The sequence below is a fragment of the Caldifermentibacillus hisashii genome, assembly GCF_039654145.1.
GTDB classification, from domain to species: Bacteria; Bacillota; Bacilli; order Bacillales; family Caldibacillaceae; genus Caldifermentibacillus; species Caldifermentibacillus hisashii.
Genome location: NZ_CP155467.1, coordinates 1,360,029 through 1,378,690, shown reverse-complemented (window position 1 = coordinate 1,378,690; position 18,662 = coordinate 1,360,029). Strand labels below are relative to the sequence as shown.

The 18,662-nt window shown below is 39.7% G+C and carries 16 protein-coding genes and 2 other annotated features; of the genes, 1 reads left to right on the top strand and 15 read right to left on the bottom strand.

The annotated features are described in order from the left end of the window. Window positions 1-27 precede the first annotated feature (27 nt). The 12 genes from narJ to NSQ14_RS06445 form a co-directional block, all read right to left on the bottom strand. Window positions 28-630: a nitrate reductase molybdenum cofactor assembly chaperone gene (gene narJ / locus NSQ14_RS06500; protein ID WP_034769269.1), complete on the bottom strand. Its 603-nt coding sequence runs from the start codon at window positions 628-630 to the stop codon at window positions 28-30. Further along, window positions 627-2,135 carry a nitrate reductase subunit beta gene (gene narH / locus NSQ14_RS06495; RefSeq protein ID WP_328185898.1) on the bottom strand — a complete coding sequence of 503 codons (1,509 nt, stop codon included), beginning with the start codon at window positions 2,133-2,135 and terminating at the stop codon, window positions 627-629. Before narH ends, narJ begins: the two co-directional genes overlap by 4 nt. Continuing rightward, complete coding sequence (locus NSQ14_RS06490; RefSeq protein WP_346217007.1) at window positions 2,125-5,805, bottom strand: nitrate reductase subunit alpha; 3,681 nt, start codon at window positions 5,803-5,805, stop codon at window positions 2,125-2,127. The genes narH and NSQ14_RS06490 overlap by 11 nt, the downstream gene beginning before the upstream one ends. Further along, complete coding sequence (locus tag NSQ14_RS06485; RefSeq protein ID WP_251241885.1) at window positions 5,792-6,079, bottom strand: hypothetical protein; 288 nt, start codon at window positions 6,077-6,079, stop codon at window positions 5,792-5,794. Before NSQ14_RS06485 ends, NSQ14_RS06490 begins: the two co-directional genes overlap by 14 nt. Window positions 6,080-6,102: 23 nt before the next feature. Continuing rightward, complete coding sequence (locus NSQ14_RS06480) at window positions 6,103-6,411, bottom strand: hypothetical protein (RefSeq protein ID WP_041847552.1); 309 nt, start codon at window positions 6,409-6,411, stop codon at window positions 6,103-6,105. A gap of 16 nt (window positions 6,412-6,427) precedes the next feature. Beyond that, the gene (locus NSQ14_RS06475; RefSeq protein WP_346217006.1) at window positions 6,428-6,844 is read right to left on the bottom strand and encodes a hemerythrin domain-containing protein; all 417 of its coding nucleotides are present in this window, start codon (window positions 6,842-6,844) and stop codon (window positions 6,428-6,430) included. 154 nt (window positions 6,845-6,998) lie between these two features. Further along, window positions 6,999-8,861: a fructose-specific PTS transporter subunit EIIC gene (locus NSQ14_RS06470; protein WP_346217005.1), complete on the bottom strand. Its 1,863-nt coding sequence runs from the start codon at window positions 8,859-8,861 to the stop codon at window positions 6,999-7,001. Between the two features lie 16 nt (window positions 8,862-8,877). Beyond that, on the bottom strand, window positions 8,878-9,807 hold the full coding sequence (gene pfkB, locus NSQ14_RS06465; protein ID WP_346217004.1) for a 1-phosphofructokinase: 930 nt from the start codon (window positions 9,805-9,807) through the stop codon (window positions 8,878-8,880). Then, window positions 9,804-10,553 carry a DeoR/GlpR family DNA-binding transcription regulator gene (locus tag NSQ14_RS06460; protein WP_328185889.1) on the bottom strand — a complete coding sequence of 250 codons (750 nt, stop codon included), beginning with the start codon at window positions 10,551-10,553 and terminating at the stop codon, window positions 9,804-9,806. The genes pfkB and NSQ14_RS06460 overlap by 4 nt, the downstream gene beginning before the upstream one ends. A 562-nt stretch (window positions 10,554-11,115) precedes the next feature. Further along, window positions 11,116-11,685 carry a manganese catalase family protein gene (locus tag NSQ14_RS06455; RefSeq protein WP_034769255.1) on the bottom strand — a complete coding sequence of 190 codons (570 nt, stop codon included), beginning with the start codon at window positions 11,683-11,685 and terminating at the stop codon, window positions 11,116-11,118. A gap of 41 nt (window positions 11,686-11,726) precedes the next feature. Beyond that, the gene (locus NSQ14_RS06450) at window positions 11,727-11,990 is read right to left on the bottom strand and encodes a spore coat protein CotJB (protein ID WP_034769253.1); all 264 of its coding nucleotides are present in this window, start codon (window positions 11,988-11,990) and stop codon (window positions 11,727-11,729) included. Then, the gene (locus NSQ14_RS06445; RefSeq protein ID WP_346217003.1) at window positions 11,983-12,210 is read right to left on the bottom strand and encodes a spore coat associated protein CotJA; all 228 of its coding nucleotides are present in this window, start codon (window positions 12,208-12,210) and stop codon (window positions 11,983-11,985) included. The genes NSQ14_RS06450 and NSQ14_RS06445 overlap by 8 nt, the downstream gene beginning before the upstream one ends. Window positions 12,211-12,458: 248 nt before the next feature. Between NSQ14_RS06445 and NSQ14_RS06440 the strand changes: the two genes are divergently transcribed. After that, window positions 12,459-13,934 (top strand): carboxylesterase/lipase family protein, encoded by a 1,476-nt coding sequence (locus NSQ14_RS06440; RefSeq protein WP_346217002.1) that lies wholly within the window; start codon window positions 12,459-12,461, stop codon window positions 13,932-13,934. Between the two features lie 70 nt (window positions 13,935-14,004). On the opposite strand, the gene NSQ14_RS06435 is transcribed toward NSQ14_RS06440, so the two are convergent. From NSQ14_RS06435 to NSQ14_RS06425, 3 genes are all read right to left on the bottom strand, one after another. After that, complete coding sequence (locus NSQ14_RS06435) at window positions 14,005-15,120, bottom strand: prephenate dehydrogenase (RefSeq protein WP_041903496.1); 1,116 nt, start codon at window positions 15,118-15,120, stop codon at window positions 14,005-14,007. Between the two features lie 100 nt (window positions 15,121-15,220). Beyond that, window positions 15,221-16,297, bottom strand: coding sequence for a bifunctional 3-deoxy-7-phosphoheptulonate synthase/chorismate mutase (locus NSQ14_RS06430; protein WP_041903478.1), 1,077 nt, complete (start codon window positions 16,295-16,297; stop codon window positions 15,221-15,223). Between the two features lie 175 nt (window positions 16,298-16,472). Next, window positions 16,473-16,697: a binding site (T-box leader), on the bottom strand. A 58-nt stretch (window positions 16,698-16,755) separates the two neighbouring features. After that, window positions 16,756-16,980: a binding site (T-box leader), on the bottom strand. A 193-nt stretch (window positions 16,981-17,173) separates the two neighbouring features. After that, on the bottom strand, window positions 17,174-18,658 hold the full coding sequence (locus NSQ14_RS06425) for an aldehyde dehydrogenase family protein (RefSeq protein WP_034769244.1): 1,485 nt from the start codon (window positions 18,656-18,658) through the stop codon (window positions 17,174-17,176). Between the last annotated feature and the right edge of the window lie 4 nt (window positions 18,659-18,662).

Genomic DNA, 18,662 nt, shown 5'->3' with positions numbered 1-18,662 from the left:
TTGACTGTCAAGTGATACCATACCCGATCATTGATACATGATCGGGTATGGCAGTTCTTCTAAATCTGCTTCTTCCCTTCCCAACTCTAGTTGCTCTATTTCTTCTTTTGTTGGAGTTGGGAAGACATGTTTCATTAACACTTTAAAGATTCCGCCATACGGGTTTTGTTGATTTACATTTTCCAACATATAGTTGATGACAACACCAAGTCTTTTCTGTAAACGATTTGTCTCATGATTTTCGGGAGCGACTGCCAAAAACTCCAGCAACATTGGGATATAGTCTGCTAATTCCTCACCGGTCCGTTCAAATCCGGACTGGTTGATTATTTTTTGTAATTTAATTAAAGCGGCTCCTCGCCGACTGCTGTCACCCAATTCATGAGCGGTCAAATAAAGACCAAGCTTCGTTTTCAAATCGAAAGTTTCAACGTACAGTTCTTGAATTTCTGTATCATTGAAATCGGATAAAGGCTTGTACATTTGCCTAATCTCTTCCTTTACATCTGTCTTAGCAATTAAATTTTCTACTAATTCTTCTATATCATTAATTAAATTCTTTATCCCATTCGCCGGGTAATCCAATAGGCGGGCAGAAATGACAAGAATGGTACGTTTCTCATTATTCATAAATTCTCTCTCACTTTCATCATACCGTATCTTGGATTCATTCCTTCTTTCGGTGCCAAATCTTCTATACTGCAGGCACCTTGCTGATAAAAAAGGTCATCATCCATTTCCCTGCGTCCGGTCGGGATGACATAACGTTCTTTATATTTGGCAACACCTAATAATCTTGCCATTTCTACCACTTCTTCGGGAGTAGTTTCTGCTTCCTTTAACAATTCACTTTGACGGAATTCATCGATACCCCCAACTGTTTTTCCTCGCATAAATACACGCATGGCGGTAAGTTTTAATAACACTTTCCGAATTACTTTCACATCATCGGCAGCTAGAATCGAAGCCAAATACTCCATTGGAATACGCATTTGATCAACAGCCGGAATATAGCCGTCTGTTTTTAATTCATCCTCATTCGTAATATGATTCATAATCGGACTAAGAGGCGGCACATACCAAACCATTGGTAATGTCCGGTATTCCGGGTGGAGTGGCAAGGCAATTTTCCATTTGATTGCTAATTTATAGATTGGCGATTCCTTTGCCGCTTCAATCCATGGATCAGTTATTCCCGCTTCTCTCGCCTGATCTTGTACTTCCGGGTCAAACGGATCCAGGAAACATGCAAGTTGTGCCTTATATAACTCTTTTGGATCTTCAACTGATGCTGCCGCTTTTACTTTATCAGCATCATATAAAACAACACCGATATAGCGAATCCGACCGACACAAGTTTCAGAACAAATTGTCGGTAACCCCGCCTCTGTCCGCGGATAACAGAAATTACATTTTTCTGCTTTATGGGTGTTCCAATTATAGTAGACTTTATGATAGGGACAGCCATTTTGACAAAAACGCCAACCCCTGCATGCATCGTGGTCCACTAAAACAATCCCATCTTCATCACGCTTATATAGAGCACCTGTCGGACAAGATGCGACACAAGACGGATTTAAACAATGTTCACAAATCCTTGGTAAGTACATCATAAAAGTTTTTTCATATTCTATTTTAATATGTTCTTGCAGTTTTTCTACATTTGGATCTCGCTTCACATTTTCACTGCCGCCTGCTAAATCATCATCCCAGTTTGAGCCCCATTCCGGTTTGTCAATGTATTTTCCGGTTATTTGCGAAAAGGGCCTTGCAACAGGAAGATTTTCTCTTTTGGGACTATGGATTAAGTTATCATAATCATAAGACCACGGTTCATAGAAATCTTCCAACTCTGCCATATTCGGGTTATAAAAAATATTGGCCAGTTTCGCTATCGGACCGCCGGCACGCAATTTCAGTTTCCCGTTTTCTAATACCCAGCCGCCCTTATACCGCTTTGTATCTTCCCATCTTTTTGGATAACCGATACCCGGTCTTGTTTCAACGTTATTAAACCACATATATTCCGTACCGGGCCGGTTTGTCCAAGTTGTTTTACAAGTGACTGAGCAAGTATGACAGCCGATACATTTATCGAGATGCATCACCATTGCTACTTGTGCTTTAATTCTCAAGCCAGTTAACCTCCTTCAATGGTCTGACTATTGCCATCGTGTCACGTTGATGGCCGGTCGGTCCGTAGTAATTGAAACCATAACTTAATTGTGAGTATCCGCCAATCATATGGGTTGGTTTTAAAGTGACCCTTGTTATACTGTTGTGAGTCCCGCCACGTTTTTTGTTAATTTCTGTTCCCGGAACCCCCATTGTCCGGTCTTGGGCATGGTACATATAACACATCCCTTTTGGTATCCGATAAGTAACAACTGCCCGGGCAACAACAACACCATTTCGGTTATATACCTCAATATAATCATTATCTTTTATCCCAATAGAAGCTGCATCTTCTTCATTTATCCAAACAACCTGCCAGCCTCGGAATAACTGAACCATCGGTGTTGCTTCGGTAAACATCGTATGGATCCCCCACTTTTGGTGAGGAGTTAAATACCGTAATGTAATCGATTTACCGTTATCCGGTACCCCCTTTTCCCTTTTCGTAAAAGGTGCTTTCGCAAGCGGTGGTAAGTAGATTGGCAGTGCCTCCCCGCAGTCGAGAATCATCTCATGATCAAGATAAAAACTTTGTCGTCCCGTCAGTGTCCTCCAAGGGATGTTATATTCCGTATTGACGGTAAAAGGCGAATATCTTCTATTCTCTTTTTCCAACCCGCTCCAAATCGGTGTTGAAATCGATGTTCGCGGTTGGATTGTTAGCGCATCCAGTGTAAAATCTTCTTCCTCTCTCGGTAGGGCAATCTCCGCTAATTTTTGTCCTGTTTTCTTCTCTAACGATTTCCATCCTTCTACAGCCCGTTTTCCGTTCGTTGCACCGGACATTAATAAAATGGAGTTAATTGCTTTTTGGTCTGTATATAAATCCGGATGACCTTTACCGATTCCTTCACGATTATTTATGCCTAATCGATCTTTCAGTTCCTCATATACTTTGTCACCCGGTATAATGACCCCTTTGCCACCGTAACCTTTCTTAATTTCCTGGCCGATTGATGTCATCATATGGAAAACATTCGGGTAATCACGTTTTACTACTTTCAAATGTGGCATTGTTTTTCCCGGAATTGCCTCAACTTCCCCTTTTCGCCAATCTTTTATTTTTCCGTAGGCTTGGGCAATTTCATCTGGGGAATCGTGTCCCAGCGGTCTCATTAACAACTCTTCCGTTTCCGGTAAATAGCGCTTTGCAAGTTCAGAGAAGACTTTAGCAATTTCTCTGAACGTATCCCAATCGCTTTTTGCTTGCCACGGCGGACTGATAGCGGCATTAAACGGATGAATAAACGGGTGCATATCCGTACTGCTGATATCGTATTTTTCATACCAGGTTGCAGTGGGTAATACAATATCGGAAAATAATCCGGAACTTGTCATGCGGAAATCGATACTGACAAATAAATCAGCTTTTCCTTCAGGTGCATCTTCCGAAATATTAACGGTTTCCGGTTGCCAACAATTTTTTGGTTCGGTCAATACTGCATTATCCGCGCCAATAAAATGTTTTACAAAATATTCATGGCCTTTTCCGCTATCACCAAGTAAATTGGATCGCCAATTGAAAAAGACACGCGGGAAATTACGAGGATCATCAGGGTTTTCAATCGCCCAATCAATCTCTCCAGCTTTTATTTTTTGAACGACATTTTCAATTATTTCCTGTTCAGTTTTTGCACCATTTTCCTTAATTTCTTTCACAATATCGATAGAGTTTTGGGAAAATTGTGGGAATGACGGCAACCAACCAAGTCTCGCAGAAAGTGCATTGATATCAGCCGGGTGCATATATGTGTATTTACCATTCCACCGATTTTGTTTCATATTTTCCTTTGTTTCATAGCGGAATTGCTCAGTTGCAAAGTAAAAAAACGAGGTTCCGTTTTGTAGCCTAGATGGCACTCCCCAATCACCGGCGAATGAAACAACATTCCAACCTTCTGAAGGGCGTACTTTTTCCTGACCGACATAATGAGCCCATCCGCCACCGTTTACTCCTTGAGAACCGGTCAATAAGACTAGATTTAAAATGGCACGATAGATTTGATCACTGTGATGCCAATGATTTGTTCCTCCCCCCATGGCAATCATTGACTTTCCTTCAGTCCTCGCAGCATTATCGGCAAATTCCTTAGCAACTTGAATCACATGATTTCGATGTACCCCGGTAATTTCTTCTTGCCATGCTGGTGTATATGGAAGAGGGTCATGATAATCTTCAGGATATTCACCCGAAAGACTTCTATTAACACCAACATGGGCCATCATTAAATCAAAAACTGTCGTCACTTTTAAAATGTGCCCATCCGCATCTTTTACATGTTTAACCGGAACACCGCGGCGAATGACACCGCCTTCTTCTTCAGCAAAATAAGGAAATGTAACTTCAATAACCTCATCGGATTGATTAAGGAAACTTAATAAAGGATTGATTTCCTTCCCGTTCACTTTCGTCAAGTCAAGATTCCATTTGCTGTCTCCATCCCAACGAAAACCGATACTTCCGTTAGGGATTTCCGGTTTATTCGTATTTTCATCCCATACCACTGTCTTCCATTCTGCTAAATTTTGTGTATCGCCCAAATCTTTTGCCCGTAAAAAAGTATCTGTTCGATAATCGCTTCCGTTTTGTTTTATAGTGACTAAAAATGGTAAATCGGTATATTTTTTGACGTAGTTTATAAAATAAGGGACTTGTTGTTTGACATAAAATTCATTTAAAATTACATGGGTCATCGCCATGGCTAACGCTCCATCTGTACCTGCCCGGGCCGGGAGCCAAATATCGGCAAACTTGTCGTATTCGGCATAATCCGGACTGATTCCGACCACTTTTGTCCCGTTATACCTTGCTTCCACCATAAAATGGGCATCAGGTGTTCTTGTTTGTGGTAAATTTGTTCCCCAAATAATAAAATATTTAGCATTATACCAATCCGCACTTTCCGGGACATCGGTCTGCTCTCCCCAAACTTGTGGCGACGCAGGGGGAAGATCGGCATACCAATCATAGAAACTTAATATTGTACCACCGATTAATGACAGAAAGCGAGCACCACCCGCATAACTTACCATTGACATGGCCGGAATTGGACTAAAACCGGCTACTCGATCGGGTCCGTATTTTTTTATCGTATAAATAACTGAGCTTGCAATCAGTTCACAAAGTTCTTGCCAGTTTGCTCGTACGAAGCCGCCTTTTCCGCGAGCTTTCACATACTTGTTTCTTTTCTCCGGGTCCGTGACAATATTTTTCCAAGCTTGAATCGGGTTTTCCTCGACAGATCTTTCCGCCTTCCATAATTCATATAGATCGGAACGAATGTATGGATATTTCACCCTGGCCGGACTGTACGTATACCAGGAAAAGGTTGCGCCCCGCGGACAACCTCTTGGCTCATATTCCGGATAATCGTCTCCCGTTGAAGGATAATCCGTTTGTTGTGTTTCAGAAGTGATAATTCCGTCTTTTACATATATTTTCCAACTGCATGAACCGGTACAATTGACACCGTGGGTCGAACGGACGATTTTATCATGCTGCCAACGACGTCGGTAAATTTCTTCCGTATCCCGTGGACGCGGGCTTTCTTCAGTCCACCCGTCATTTATGATCTTGCCACGTTTTATATATTTAAGAGAATCTAATAATTTATTTTTACGCTTTACCATAATGATTTCCCCCTTCCATAGCTGGGTCAATCGGATTAAAACGATTTCCAACAATCCGAAAGCTTTCATTTCCTGTTTCCAACTCTTCCAGAAATATTTTAAAAGTTGGGGCATTAGCAGCGATTAAAATAAGTCGCTCCAAAGTATGTAAATCACTGATTTGATAGATTGCTTCGATGATTCCCGGAGCAATTTCACCAAACCGAAGTTGTAATACATACAAAAGGTCTTCACGATCTTGAACGAAATCTGCTTCCTGTTCAAATATAAACAATTTATAACCTCCTTAAGGCAGAATCATGGCGTCATCTTATTAAAATAATCATCTTTCAAAACTTGAATACATTGTCCTCCCGTTTTAGCGATAAATTCTTTCAGTGCAAGTTTTTCATTTTCTAATTGCTCATTAGAAAAAAATTGTTCAGAGCTGTGGTTGAAATTTTCTCCAAACCGGACAATTAATTTTATGCCTTCATCTTTATTAATCGCTTCCAATTGAACATCATAGGGTTGAATATGGAAATTAGTTTCTAATTCTGTAATGATATATCGATATAGTTTAGGGGATACTTTGTAAAGAAATATAGGTTGCTCTCCGTTTGACATATTCTCAACTCCGAATTTAATGGTGAGGCAATATTTTTTCTTCCTCAAAATTATGGTAAGCATCAACATGAACTAATGCATGGAATTGTTGCAATACTTCTTCAGTAAATCCATCTGTTTCAAGTGTTTGCTTAATTTGTTTGACCAAGTACCGCATTGTATTATGGTCGCGAACTAAAGCTGTGATTGCAGCCTTCAATTCAGGATGTTCCTCTGCTAATTCTTTATATAATCCTTCCTCTTCTGCCTGAGCATGTCTGAGTGTACGAGTTTCCCAATGTTCTACTGCAATATAGGCTGTCTGCAATGCCTTTTCAGTTTGTCCCGCTTTTACTAATCTAGCTAGAATGTTGTTTAGCTCCTTTGCCTCCTCCAATGCTGCTTCATGAATTGCTGAATGACTATCTGCATGTTTCAAACCTAGACCTGACATAATCATTCTCCTTTTCATATTTTTACCAACAAAATAATTTTTACTTATCCATCATTATGTTGTTAAAATTTTCATTTTATACGTGAATAGTTGACGTAAAAAAAGGCCCCTTAGACAAGTGCCTAAGGAGCCGAAAATAGCATCATTATATATCCTATTGTTTTACCGGTTTTCGCCAACAGCCAATGAGTAAACCGGTGATGACTGTACCAATAAGTAAGGCTATCAAGAACATAAATGGTCTTTCAGCAAGGGCAATGACGAAAATTCCTCCATGTGGTGCCGGAATAGCCGTATTCCAAAGCTGAGTTAGCCCGCCGGCAATCGCAGAACCAACAATGGATGAACCGATAATACGTAACGGATCAGAAGCCGCAAACGGAATTGCCCCTTCAGTAATAAAGGATATTCCGAGTAAATAATTAGACAAACCGGAACGTCTTTCCTCATCCGTAAATTTATTCTTAAAGAAGGTAGTTGCCAAGGCTATTGCAAGTGGTGGAATCATCCCGCCGGCCATAACTGCAGCCATAAAACTTCCGTCGCCGGTATCGGTAAATACACCGATCGAGAAAGTATATGCCGCTTTGTTGAATGGTCCACCCATATCAATTGACATCATTCCGCCAAGTAAGGCACCTAATAATACCGCATTGGCTGTTCCCATATCACTTAAGAAGTCGACAACCGCCGTATTAATACTTGAGAAAATCGGGCCAATAATGAAATACATCAGCGTACCGACAATGAACAAGCTCAATATCGGATATAGTAGTATTGGTTTTAACCCTTCCAATGATCTTGGCATACCGCGGAATAGTTTTTTCAAGAATACAACAATATATCCTGCCAAGAAACCTGCTGCCAAACCGCCCAAGAATCCGGCATTGCTGTTCACTGCCATCAAACCGCCGACCATACCGGGCATTAATCCCGGACGATCACCGATACTCATCGCAATATATCCGGCTAAAATTGGAATCAAGAAGTTGAAGGCATTTCCGCCAATCGTATTTAAAAACTTAAACGTTACACTATCATCACCTAATGTACTTTCAAACAGGAAGGAAATGGCCATCAAAATCCCGCCACCGACAACGAAAGGAAGCATATGGGAAACGCCATTCATTAAGTCTTTGTAAATTTTTCCCCATACAGAAGTATTGGACGGTTCTTCTTTTTGTCTATCATCATTTTCAGCATGGAAGGTCGGGGCATCACCTTTGATTACTTTTGAGATTAACTCTTCCGGTTTGTTAATACCTTCACTTACCGGTCTCTCTAAAAGCGGTTTACCATTAAAACGGGACATTTCAACTTTTTTATCGGCGGCAACAATAACTCCTTTTGCTCGCCGAATTTCATCATCTGTTAAACGATTTTTTACACCTTCCGAACCATTTGTCTCGACACGAATGTCCACATTCATTTCAGCTGCTTTTTTCTTTAACGCCTCTTCCGCCATGTAAGTGTGAGCAATTCCCGTCGGACAAGCCGTTACAGCCACAATAAACGGTTTTTCACTTGTATCCGCTTGTACGTTTACTTCCTTTTCTTCACTTTCTTCTTCTCTCTTTCGGAAGATATTAACGACTTCATCCGGCGTTTTTGCAGACTTTAATCCTTCAATAAATTTTTCATCCAGTAATGAGCGGGAAAGAGCTGCTAATGCTTGCAGATGTGTATCATATAGACCATCCGGAACAGCAATCATAAAGAATAGGTATGTCGGTTCCCCATCCAATGATTCATAATCGACTCCTTTGTTACTTTTGGCAAACAGGACGGTTGCTTCATTTACGGCTGCCGTTTTGGCATGAGGCATAGCAATCCCGTTACCAAGGCCTGTTGTAGCTTGTTCTTCCCTTTTTAAAATTGCTTCCTTAAATTGGTCAGCGTTATTTATGACATGATGTTTTTCAAGACTTGCAATCATTTCATCAATAACCTCATTTTTGGTAGTTGATTGCAAATCCATAAGCATAATATCTTTTCTTAATAATTCGGTTACTTTCATTACTATTCACCTCATCTTAATATGGGTTTGTTGAATCAAGACGTTTAATTCCAACTTTTTTTACTAAGGATAAAATCTCGTTTCTTTTTGCCAAATCACTTGAGAAAGCGGTTGCACTACCTGAGGCAATACCTAATTGAAAAGCGGAAACAACGTCTTTTGTTTCGACGTAGCGGCTAATGAAACCGGCTATTAAAGAATCACCCGCTCCTACCGAATTTTTCACGGTTCCTTTTGGATTGATTCCTTGGTATACATCTTCATCGGTGAATAACAATGCTCCGTTGCCACCCATTGAAACAATGACGTTTTGGGCACCTAATTCAAGTAATTTTTTTCCGTATGTTATTACATCATCCAGACCATTCATTTTAATATCAAAAATGGCTTCCAATTCTTCTAAATTCGGTTTTACTAGTAATGGACGGAAAGGCAAAATCGTCTTCAATTCATTACTTGTTGTATCGATGACAAATTCTGCACCTTTCTCTCTGGTTCGTTTTGCCACTTTGTGATAAAAATCTTCAGATAAAGAAGGCGGTTTACTTCCGGACAATACGACTATATCTTCATTCGAAATTTGACTAAGCTTATTTAATAAAGCATTTGCTTCTTCAGCGGATATTTTTGGACCAATTCCGTTGATTTCGGTTTCAACATCCGATTTTAATTTTATGTTGATTCTTGTATCTCCGACAACGCGTGTAAAATCAGTATTTACTCCTTCATTTTTTAACCAATTTTCAATAAAATCACCGGTAAAACCACCAATAAAACCAAGGGCGATCGTTTCTGTCATTAATTCATGCAAAATCCTGGATACGTTTATTCCCTTTCCTCCCGGGAATTTAAAATCCGCCTCCATTCGGTTTAGTTCGCCAAGTTGAACGTTTTTGACATGTACGATATAGTCTATTGACGGGTTCATTGTTAATGTATAAATCATGATGTTGCCTCCAATATCGTAGCGTTTTCAAAAATGTTATGATTTTTTAAATGTTTAATCTGATCTGTTATAATCGTCACTTCATCTAAATCACACACCTTCGCAAAATTTACCTTTCCCCATTTTGAATGATCACTAAGCACATATGAATTTGAGGATTGCTGTATAGCAGTATATTTTAATAAGGCTTCCTCAGGATCGGGTGTCGTACAGCCATACTCTTCATCAATACCATTAATGCCGAGAAAAGCTTTCGTAAATCGATATTTTTTCAATTCACTAACACTGTTTACACCAACAATCGCTTTCGTTGTGTTTTTGACCACTCCACCAAGAAGGTAAACACGCAGTTGCTGGTCTACCAATAATGAAGCATGCTGTACACCATTCGTTACAACTGTAATATTTTTATTTAAAAAAGGAATCATTGCTAAAGTTGTTGTTCCGGCATCCAAGTAAATCACATCGTTCTCTTTTATAAGAGAAGCTGCATACCTCGCAATTAATGTTTTTTCTTGAACGTTTTTGGCGGATTTTTCAACAACTGATAATTCTTCATCCAAATCGTAAACCCGTTTGGCGCCTCCATGGATACGTTTCAGGTGCCCGGCATCTTCTAGTAAAATGAGATCTCTTCTTACGGTTGATTCAGAACAATTGAGCTCCCTTATAATATCTTGGGACTTGACAATTCCCTCTTCTTTCAACTTTTTTAAAATATATGAATGCCTTTCTTCAGTTAACATAGGCGGCCCTCCTACAGTGACATAATATCACCAAAATCATTCAAAATCAATCATAAACAGTCAAAATGAGTAAAAATTATTCATTTTTCTTTATAACTGGTAAAATTTTTCCTTTGTTTTATATTTAAGCTAAAATACGAACAAATATCAATGTTTTCCTCTGTGTGTTATCTGGTTTTTTATGAAATTATGTTTCCTCTTACAACTATTTTTAATCAACTGCAAGCTAAGAGGAATATTATTATTTAAAACTGGAAGATTATGTAAATCTATAAAAAAAAGCAGGTTAATGACTTTCTAGAGTCAAACCCGCTTTTTTTCATCCAGTATTCACTCTATCCCACACAAACGGTTACTAAATCTTCCTTTTGCGGCTTAATGGTAATCAAAGCGTAAGTGCCCGATTGGTTCAACTAACCAGCAGCGGGGATGAAGAATCCTCACTGCTGGAAGTTTCACTTTATTTTGATACGGACTGGGGACTGGCTTGTCGAGTGAATATGTTTCTTTATGATACATTAAGTTCAATACGCACGGAGCAATGAACTCAAAAAAAAAAAAATTAAAAATACTTTTTCTTTCCTCGATCCTCTTTTAATATTTCAACTGCTTCTCTAAATCTTTGCGAATGAACAATTTCTCTTTCTCGTAAAAATTTCAAAGCATCGTTTAAATCTGGGTCATCGGACATATCAATAATCCATTGGTAAGTTGCGCGGGCTTTTTCCTCGGCTGCGATATCTTCATACAAATCGGCTATCGGATCACCTTTAGCTTGGATATAAGTTGCAGTAAACGGAACACCAGCTGCATTATGATAAAACAAAGCCCGATCGTGATCCGCATAATGATCTCCGAGTCCTGCATCCCGTAATTGCTCAGGTGAGGCATCTTTTGTGAGCTTATAAACCATTGTGGCAATCATTTCTAAATGGGCAAATTCTTCTGTTCCAATATCATTTAGCAAACCAACAACTTTATCCGGAATGGTATAGCGCTGATTTAAATAGCGGAGAGCAGCAGCCAATTCTCCGTCTGCACCACCATACTGTTCTATGAGAAATTTTGCCAGTCTGGGATTACAGGTGCTTACTCTTACTGGATATTGGAGTTTCTTCTCGTAATACCACATGTTGCAACCTCCAATCAATACATTTTAGTATAGAAAGCATATTAAACTTGCCATGGCCATGGGGTGTCTTTCCAATTGAACGGATAATTTGAGAAACTGTAACCGAAGTGCATGAGCGGGCCAAATTTCTTTTCAAATTCTGCTTTTAATTCCATACTTCTTTTAGTTGCTTCATTAAATTGTTTAATCGCTGCGGTATCGTCCGGGTGCGTATCCAAATACAAATTTAATTCAACGATAACAAAATCAATCGCTTGAATTTCTTCAAGCATCTGATAATATTCAGGAGGCATCTTCTTACTCATCTTCTTCCCCCCTTATTTGCGGATCCTGATACGGACTGAATAGAGCAGGCCATAGTGTTCCATGAAACAATGCTTCTTTTGCTGTAGAGAACTGCGGCAGTCCTCTTGGTTGAAATCCTAAATACAATTGCGGTGGGGTATTGTAACTTTTTACTCGTATCGGTGGACATGGATCAAACGGACTAACGTACGGCTGCCAATACTTATACTGTGTAAACATAAAATCCTCCCTTCCATTCCCATCATCACCCATATATATGACCGGAAATTTCGAGTTATTCCGTCTTTTTTCGTGGACATCCCCAATAATTTGTTATTAGATTTTTATTGTACGGACACCATACGTTTTTCTAAAAAAATGGACACTTAGGTGGTCGGTTTCGCTTTAAAAATGACCAATAAAAAAGGTATTTGTCCAAAAAGATAGAATAATATATACAGATGATTTTTTTAATTGGAGGGGAAAAAATGATTGTTGAAACCGCTTACGGTAAAGTGAAAGGCATACAAGAAAATGATGTATATGTATGGAAAGGGATACCATATGCTGCTCCACCAATTGGTCCCAACCGCTTTCGTCCACCAACGAGTGCCGAAAGCTGGGATGGCGTAAAAGATTGTAGCGAATTTGGACCTAGTGCCTGGCAACCTTCATTAGAAATTATGAGTTTTCTCGGTAATCAAACCACCCATATGAGTGAAGACTGTCTAACTCTTAATATTTGGTCACCCGGCACTGATGGGAAAAAGCGACCGGTTCTCGTTTGGATTCACGGGGGCGCTTTTATTTCCGGTTCCGGTTCAAGTCCGTTATATGAAGGTACATCTTTTGCTAAAAATGGCGATCTTGTTGTTGTTACCATCAATTATCGGTTGGGCATTTTAGGCTTCTTGCACCTTGCTGAACTTGGGGGCGACGGTTATCAAAATTCCGGTAACTGTGGGATTTTAGATCAGATTGCTGCCTTAAAATGGGTCAAGGAAAATATTGCAGCATTTGGCGGCGATCCGGATCAAGTTACGATTTTTGGCGAATCTGCAGGCGCAATGAGTGTAGGTGTGTTACTTGCCAGTCCAAAAGCAAAGGGGTTGTTTAATCAAGCAATTCTTCAGAGCGGTGCCGCCAGTCATGTGATTAAGTATGAAAAGGCGACAAAGAATACCGAATTTCTCCTTCATGAACTGGGACTTGAGAAAACAGAAATTCAAAAATTAGAAGAAATTCCGGTAGAACAGTTAATTGAAGTATCGGTAAAACTACCGATGATGAGCTTAATTCCAGTCATTGACGGTGAAATTTTACCGAAACATCCGAAAGAACTATTGGCTGAAGGTGCCGCAAAAGATATTCCTGTGCTTATTGGTACAAATAAAGATGAATATCGCCTCTTCACAGTCTTTGATCCAATATGGAAAAAAGAGGACCAAGCAGCAATAAAGAAACGATTCCAACAAACTTTCGGTACTCGTTGGACAAAAATCTCCCAAGAATTCATCAAAGGTAAAGAACTGACACAATCGTTGTATGAAAAATTAATGACGATTATGACATTTACCCATCCTGCCATTCATGTTGCAGAAATACAGGCCGAACTAGGATCCCCGGTCTGGATGTACCGATTCGATTGGGAAAGCCAAGCCTTTAACGGTTTACTAAAATCTTGTCATGCTTTAGAAATACCGTTTGTTTGGAATACAATTAGCAAACATGGCGTTGAAAACTTTACCGGTGATTCTCCTGATCGACAAGAACTTTCCAAGAAAATGCATAATGCTTGGATTGCGTTTGCGCAAAACGGAGATCCAAATATGAACGATTTACCGAACTGGCCAAAATATGACTTGCAAAACCGAACTACTTTGATATTTAATACGAATTGTGAAGTCGTTCATGATCCGGATCGAGAAGAACGGATAAAATGGGAAGTTTGTCAGGAAAGATAGATGTTCATTCGATGAAATGAAATAAAGATAGATTGGTATCGGTTATTCATGTACCAATCTATCTTGTTTTTCAATAAGTTTTATAACCATTTTGTTCAAGAATTTTACGAGCATTGGACAAATCTGCTTCCGTTTGAAACGATACCCTCAAAACACCGAGCAGGCCTTCACGAGCTTCAATAATATTCAAATTCGTAATATCAATTTCTTGTTCTGCAATTAATCCGGTTATTCGAGCAATGGCACCCGTTTGATCTATCACGTCAACATACAAATCGTGATACGCGGGAATGGCGCCTTTGGACCGAACCGGCAGTGCGTCACGATATATTTTTGCTTCTTCAAAAAAGCCGGCAATCAGATGTTCATTTCCTGTTTGAATGATACTTTGAATATTTCTAATTTCCATTATCCAATCATCTAAAAGGTCCAACAAATTATCCCGGTTTTGTAATACAATATCTTTCCACATTCGGGGACTACTCGACGCAATTCTCGTTATATCACGAAATCCTCCCGCTGCTAAAATATTGATAAAAGGATTCCGATTCGCATGTTTTTTTACATGGGTAACTAACCCTGAAGCAATAATATGAGGAAAATGACTGACCACACCGACAATATAATCATGTTCAGCTGCATCCAAAACAAGAAAATTTGCTTTTGTTCCTTTAAGTAAATCCTTTAACTCCTCTATTTTTTCATAGGAAGTACATGGTTGCGGTGTTAAAACGTAAAAAGCATTTTCCAATAAATGAGCCTTGGCGCTTTCCACCCCTGTTTTATGGGAACCTGCCATCGGATGACCTCCGATAAACGTAATATCTCCGTTCCATAACTCATTGGCCAAATTCATAATATTCCGTTTTGTACTTCCCACGTCTGTGATCAATACATTTTCCTTTAATTGGTATGTTGCCAATTCCCGCATAATTTTTATTGTTTCTTCTACAGGTGATGCCAAAATTATTAATTCGGCACATTCAGCTTCTTTGCGAAAATTAGTCGCCACTTTATCAATGACAGATAACTGCTTTGCCTTTTCAGCTTGTTCATTATTAATATCATAACCTATGACGACAGCTTCCGTTTCCTTCCTAATGGCTAAGGCAATTGATCCGCCAATTAATCCTGTTCCAATTAGTAGTACCCTTTTTTTACCATCCACTTTAACACCTGCTTTCATGTTGCACAATGATACGGATGGGGCGGTTTGATGGAAAGTTTCCGCCCCACACATACCATGAAACATTGGGCATACCTCTTATGTCAAAATCTAAATCTCATTAAACAAGCCTTTCCTTAAATGCGTTCAGTTCATTCATAAAGTCATGGAATTGCGGTATATCCATTTGTTGTAACGAATCAGACAAGGCAACAGCCGGATCCGGATGGACTTCTGCCATTACTAAATCCGCACCAATCGCCAAGGCTGCTTTCGCGGTCGGTAATAGTAAATCTCTTCTGCCGGTTGAATGAGTCACATCCACTGCAACCGGTAAATGGGTTTCTTTTTTCAAAATCGGAACGGCGGAAATATCGAGTGTATTTCTCGTTGCTCTTTCATATGTCCGAATGCCGCGTTCACATAAAATGATTTGGTCATTTCCGCCAGCCATAATGTATTCTGCCGCATTAATGAATTCAGAAATGGTTGCTGAAAGCCCCCGTTTCAATAAAACCGGTTTTTTCACAGTACCAACTGTTTTTAAAAGTTCAAAGTTTTGCATATTGCGTGCACCGACTTGAATGACATCGACATAATCCAACGCCAACTCAACATCTTGCGGGGTTACAATTTCCGTAATAACGGACAATTCTAATTCATCGGCAACTTGTCTTAAAATCTTTAATCCTTCCACACCTAATCCTTGGAAATCATACGGTGAAGTTCTTGGTTTATAAGCTCCACCCCTCATCAAGGTTAACCCGTGTTCTTTTAACGCTAAAGCAACTTCCCGAACTTGCTCATAACTTTCAACAGCACACGGTCCCATAACAAAGCGTTGCACACCGTCACCGACTGTTTCCCCGTTTATATTGACAACCGTATTTTCCGGATGAGCTTTTCTGGATACAAGCAACGTCTTTTCATAATCGATTTCCTGTAATTCTAAACTTGCTTTGAAAATTTGCTTAAAAAGATGTTTTATCGTTGCTTCCGTATACGGTCCGTCATAGTTTTTTAAAAGTAAGTCCAGCGATTCCCGTTCCCGTACCGGATCAAAACGATTTGTTCCGTGTTTTTTCTTTTCCTCACCAATTGCTTGAACAATTTTTCCACGCTCATTTAAAAGTTCGAGAATTTGTAAATTAATTTGATCCACTTGTTCACGTAATTTGGCCAACTGATTTTCACTCATGGTAAAACTCCCCCTAGATAGAATTTTAGATAAGAATAGATTTATAATAAAGAAAACTCGGCGATTGCTGAGCCTTTAGGCGAAAGCAGCGCCGCAAGAGCACTTATTCGTTAGGAAAGTAGAAATTGAAAAATTTATACTTTCCTATTAGCAAAAAAGTCCCTGTTGCAAGAACAACAGGGACGATTTTTTAACCGCGGTACCACCCTCATTGTGAATAGTAACATTCACCACTTAAGACAATAACGATCTGTTGACCGTCTATTTCCCTGAAAATTTTCCGGGAAAAAGAAGCTCCGGGATTGTAATTCATGCTTATCTGTGTACTGATTTCCACCCGCCATCAGTTCTCTTAAAACAGGGAGATTAAGCATTACTCATGTCCTTTCATTGCTTTTCACATATTCACTTTACTAACAAAAACAAATGATAATAAAAAAGTCCTTACTGGAATAACCAGCAGGGACGAATGTATCGCGGTACCACCCTAATTGTGAGCAAAAACACTCACCACTCATTTGGATAACGATCCGTGCACGACCGTCTTTTTCTCAAAGGAAATTTTGAGAAAAAGAAGCTCCAGGAGTGTAATTCATGCTTATCTGTGTACTGATTTGCACCCACCATCAGCTCTCTTAAAACAGGGAGATAAGTCACTACTTGTGTCCTTTCTTCGCTTTTATTGAATGAAAGTTTTTGTTATTGTTTTGAATTATAAGTTCATTGCAACTTTATGTCAATAGTTTTTTATTAATTTTTAAATAAATTTTTAATTAGTGTAAAACTAAAAAAACCACCGGCTATACGTAACCGGTGGCATTCATTATATTTGGACAGGGCGACTAAAGAGCCCAATTTCAAGTGGTGGTAAATTTTTTATTGCATAGAAACCCAAACACTCTTCACTTCTGTATAATTGTTCAGTGCATAAGAGCCCATTTCACGACCAAACCCGGATTGTTTGTAACCACCAAACGGACTGGCGGCATCAAACATGTTGTAACAGTTCACCCATACAGTTCCGGCACGTAACTTGCTAGCAATGTAATGGGCTTTTGCGACATCCTGTGTCCAAACCCCGGCGGCCAAACCGTAATCACTGTTGTTTGCCCGGGCAATTAAATCATCGAGATCATCATAAGGTAAGGCTGAAATAACCGGACCAAAAATTTCTTCTTTCGCAATCGTCATTTCATCATTGACATTGGCGAAAATGGTCGGTTCCACAAAATATCCTTGTTCAAACGGATTTTTACCGCCCGTCAGCAGTTCTGCACCTTCATTTAAGCCTTTTTCAATGTAGCCAAGGACACGATTTTGTTGTTCAGTAGAAACAAGCGGTCCCATTTCCGTGTCTTCTTTTAAACCGAAACCTTGCTGAATGCTTTTCGCATGACTGACCATATCACTGACAACATTATCATAATCTTTTTTCTGAATAAATACACGAGATCCGGCACAACATACTTGACCTTGGTTAAACATCACGCCCATTAATGCACCCGGTATCGCTTTCGTCAAATCAGCATCCGGTAAAATGATATTTGGTGATTTTCCACCCAATTCCAAGGTCACCCGTTTTAATGTCTTGGAAGCTCGTTCCATAATCAGTTTTCCCACTTCAGTTGAACCGGTAAACGCAATTTTATTGACTTCCGGATGATCAACAAGCGGCTCACCGGCTGTTTCTCCAAATCCGGGAACAATATTGACAACACCTTCAGGAAATCCGGCTTCTTCAATTAGCTCTGCCAAATATAGAGCAGAAAGTGGCGTTTGTTCTGCCGGTTTTAAAACAACGGTACATCCCGTGGCAAGAGCCGCTCCTAATTTCCACATAGCCATAAGTAACGGAAAATTCCAAGGAATAATTTGCCCGACAACCCCGACCGGTTCATGACGGGTATAGTTAAAATATGGACCAGCTACCGGAATTGTTTGCCCGACAATTTTCGTCGACCATCCGGCATAATATCGCATATGTTCTATGGACAACGGAACATCAGCATTCGAAGTTTCCCGAATCGGTTTCCCATTATCAAGTGTTTCCAATTGAGCCAATTCTGCGCTGTTTGCTTCCATCAAATCCGCTAATTTATACATTAAACGACTTCTCTCTGCAGCACTCATCCGTGACCACGGACCTTCATCAAAGGCTCGCCGTGCCGCTTTTACTGCTCGGTCAATATCTTCAGGTCCAGCTTCATATACGGTTGCCAATACCTCTCCAGTGGCCGGATTATAAGTTTCAAATGTTTTCCCTGATGCACTTTCAACAAACTCGCCATTAATGTACATCTTCTTCGTTCCTGTTAAAAACTTCTCTACCTTTTCTAATAATTGAACGGTTAATTGGCTCATAAAA